Origin of the sequence: Nguyenibacter vanlangensis, from assembly GCF_013376155.1 — a bacterium.
In the GTDB taxonomy this organism is placed as follows: Bacteria; Pseudomonadota; Alphaproteobacteria; order Acetobacterales; family Acetobacteraceae; genus Gluconacetobacter; species Gluconacetobacter vanlangensis.
Map to the genome: position 1 here is coordinate 1 of NZ_JABXXP010000372.1, position 2912 is coordinate 2912.

Below are 2912 nucleotides of genomic sequence, written 5' to 3' on the forward strand. Positions count from 1 at the left end.
GCCCACGCCGCGTCCTCCGTATCGGCCAGGATCGGACGCAGCGACAGCGAAAAGCGCGGCGGCGGCCGGCCATGCGCGGCGGCGGCGGCCCGGACCCGGGCGATCAGTTCCGCGACCTGGTCATAGGTCTCGCCCCACAGGGCATAGGCGTCGGCATGCCGCCCGGCGACGGCGATCGCCTCGTCGGACACCCCGCCGAAATAGATCGGGATGCCTTCGGGGCGGTAGGGCTGGACCTGCGACTGCGCGCCATGGATGCGGTAGAACGTGCCGTGATGGTCGAAGGGCGCGGCGGCGGTCCATTCGCGGCGTACGATGTCCAGATATTCGGCGGTGCGCGCATAACGCCGGGCCTTGGTGGTGTTGTCGCCGTCGGCCTGCAATTCCACGTCGCTGCCGCCGGTGATGATATGCACCGCCACCCGCCCGCGCGTGATGTGGTCCAGCGTCGCCAGTTGCCGCGCCGCCAGCGTCGGCGCCACGAAGCCAGGACGGTGCGCGATCAGCAGCCCCAGCCGACGGGTCGCGGCGGCGGCATGCTGCGCGATCACGATGCTGTCGGGCGAATTGGAATGGAAGGCCACCAGCACCCGGTCGAAACCGGCATTTTCATGCAAGATGGCGGTGGTGGCGATATAATCCGGATCAACCGCCGGGCCGCCGCCCGGAATGGTCTCGGACTGGTTGCGCCCGGCCACGTAGCCGATGAATTCGACAGGCATGTCGCGTCCCCGCATTGGACTTCCCGAAGGAAGGCAGGATAACGCCGTGCCGCCGCACCTGTCGCGACAGGATCTTTCAAGTGTCGCTTTGCGCGGGCTCATGCCCCTGGTGGCGCGGGCGGCGGGGAATTGGAATGCCAACGACTGACATGCAGACGACTGACAACCAGACGACCCTCACGGACCGACTGCTCCGAGGGCTCGGCGGGCGGCCGCATTCAGATCTGCGGTAGCATCACGTCCGCCGCGAAGGGGAAGGAGCCTTCGCCAGACTGCCGATCAGCGCGATCATCTCCGCATGGGCTTGTGTTGCCGGATTGCGCAGATCATCGACGGTATGGGCGTCCGCCAGCCGGGCAAGCGTCGTCAATGTGCGGATTTTTCTCCGGCGCGCGCTTTTCAGTTCCGTCGGATGCCAGGTGAACAGGATCCTGGACAGTTCACCATCGCCGAACAGCCTGTTGAGTTCCGTAATGAACGTGTAGATCAGGAAAAGCACCGCGATCCAGATCTGGACCGCCAGGAACCGGCCCCATATGAAGTTCGCGGTAACGTATTCCGGAAGTCCTCTTGCCGTGCCGCCATGGATCAGAAATTCGATCAATCGTTCAAGAATGCGTGCCGCAGCGGTCGCCAGGAAATATATGCTGCTTTTGAACAGGACCGGCTTGATGAGCGGCGCATTGTCGAAACGATGAAAGAACGGCAGCGCGTTCGCGACCAGCACGGCTTTCCCCACGATCAGCGCTGCCGTTGTCGCCAGAAGGTGGTTGGCGAATTGAAGTCGATAATGTCTCAGAATCAGGTTCGTGGTAAGGACGATCAGATTGAACCCGATGGCAAAGAATATCATCGGCGGAAGCGCTTCCTTCACCTCCTTCACGAGGAAGGAGACGATAGATGACTTGGGCATTGGGATGCATCCTCGATACCACGTTGATCGTCTCTCACGGATGGTGTCCGAAGGGCAGGGGACATTCTCGACCGGTGCCGGCTTCTCGATCTGTGGATTCTTGCCGGTATATGGGCTGCGATTTTGCACGCCCGAATGTCGGCCCGAATATCGGGGCCGGTACGGCCGCTCGGGTGAACGTTTTGACACTCCGTCAGGTTGCGGTGCCCGGCGCCGGGGCGCCGGAGGAGGACGGTGTTACGCCGGCCCCCCATCCAGCCCCAGCGCCTGGGCGGCGGCCGTCGCCACGTCGTGCCGCAACTGGATGATCTGCCGTCCGTGCCCGTTGGACGGATGTACCCGGTTGGTCAGGATCAGCACATAGGAATCGCTCCCCGGGTCCATCCACAGCGAGGTACCGGTAAAGCCGGTATGGCCGAACGACCCTATCGGAAACACCGCGCCGCGCGGGGTGGAATAATGGGTGGCGATGTCCCATCCCAGGCCGCGCAGGTCGGTCCTGCCGGCGGGCTGCTCCGGCGTGGTCATCATCTCCAGCGTATCGCGCTTCAGCGGATAGGCGCTGGGCCGCCCCGCCCGCCGGTCCAGCAGCGCCTGGGCATAGAGCGTCATGTCGTGCGCGTCGGAAAACAGCCCGGCATGCCCCGCGACCCCGCCCATGCGCCGCGCCGTCGGGTCATGTACCACCCCGCGCAGCATCCCCGCCTGCGGGTCGAGCTGGGTCGGCGCGATCAGCGGCCGCAACGCGGCGGCCGGCAGAAACCCCGATTGCCGCATACCCAGCGGCGCCAGGATGCGGCCCGCGGCATAGCGGTCCAGCGTCATCCCGCTGACCCGCTCCACCAGCAGCCCCAGCGTGATGAAGTTGATGTCGCTGTACACGAACGCCACGCCCGGCTTCTGCGTCGGCACCGTCAGCATGACCCGCCGCACCGCCTCGTCTTTGCCGTGCCAGTCCGTGGACAGGTCCAGGTCCGGCGGCAGGCCGGAATAATGCGTCAGCAGATGCCGGATCGTGATGCCGTCCTTGCCGTTGGCGGCAAACTCCGGCAGGTACCGTGCCACCGGTTCATCCAGCCTATAGGCACCCTGCTCCCATAATTGCATGACCGCCGGGGCGGTGATCGTCGGCTTGGTCAGCGACGCCATGTCGAAATGCGTGTCCCAGCTCTCCGGCTCGGTCTCGGGCACCAGGGCGCGCTGGCCGTACACGCCGCGATACACGACCCGCCCGCCATGCCCCACCGCCGCGACCACGCCCGGCACGTCCCCGCGCT

Annotated in this window: 3 protein-coding genes; all 3 read right to left on the reverse strand. The window is 65.5% G+C overall.

The genetic code is table 11. The annotated features are described in order from the left end of the window. Positions 1–722, reverse strand: a 722-nt coding sequence (locus tag HUK84_RS14050) for an LLM class flavin-dependent oxidoreductase (RefSeq protein WP_176640847.1), incomplete at its 3' end; no start/stop codon positions are given. Between the two features lie 235 nt (positions 723–957). Continuing rightward, positions 958–1605 carry a hypothetical protein gene (locus tag HUK84_RS14055; RefSeq protein WP_218064379.1) on the reverse strand — a complete coding sequence of 216 codons (648 nt, stop codon included), beginning with the start codon at positions 1603–1605 and terminating at the stop codon, positions 958–960. A 267-nt stretch (positions 1606–1872) separates the two neighbouring features. Then, positions 1873–2912, reverse strand: a 1040-nt coding sequence (locus HUK84_RS14060; RefSeq protein WP_218064380.1) for a serine hydrolase domain-containing protein, incomplete at its 5' end; no start/stop codon positions are given.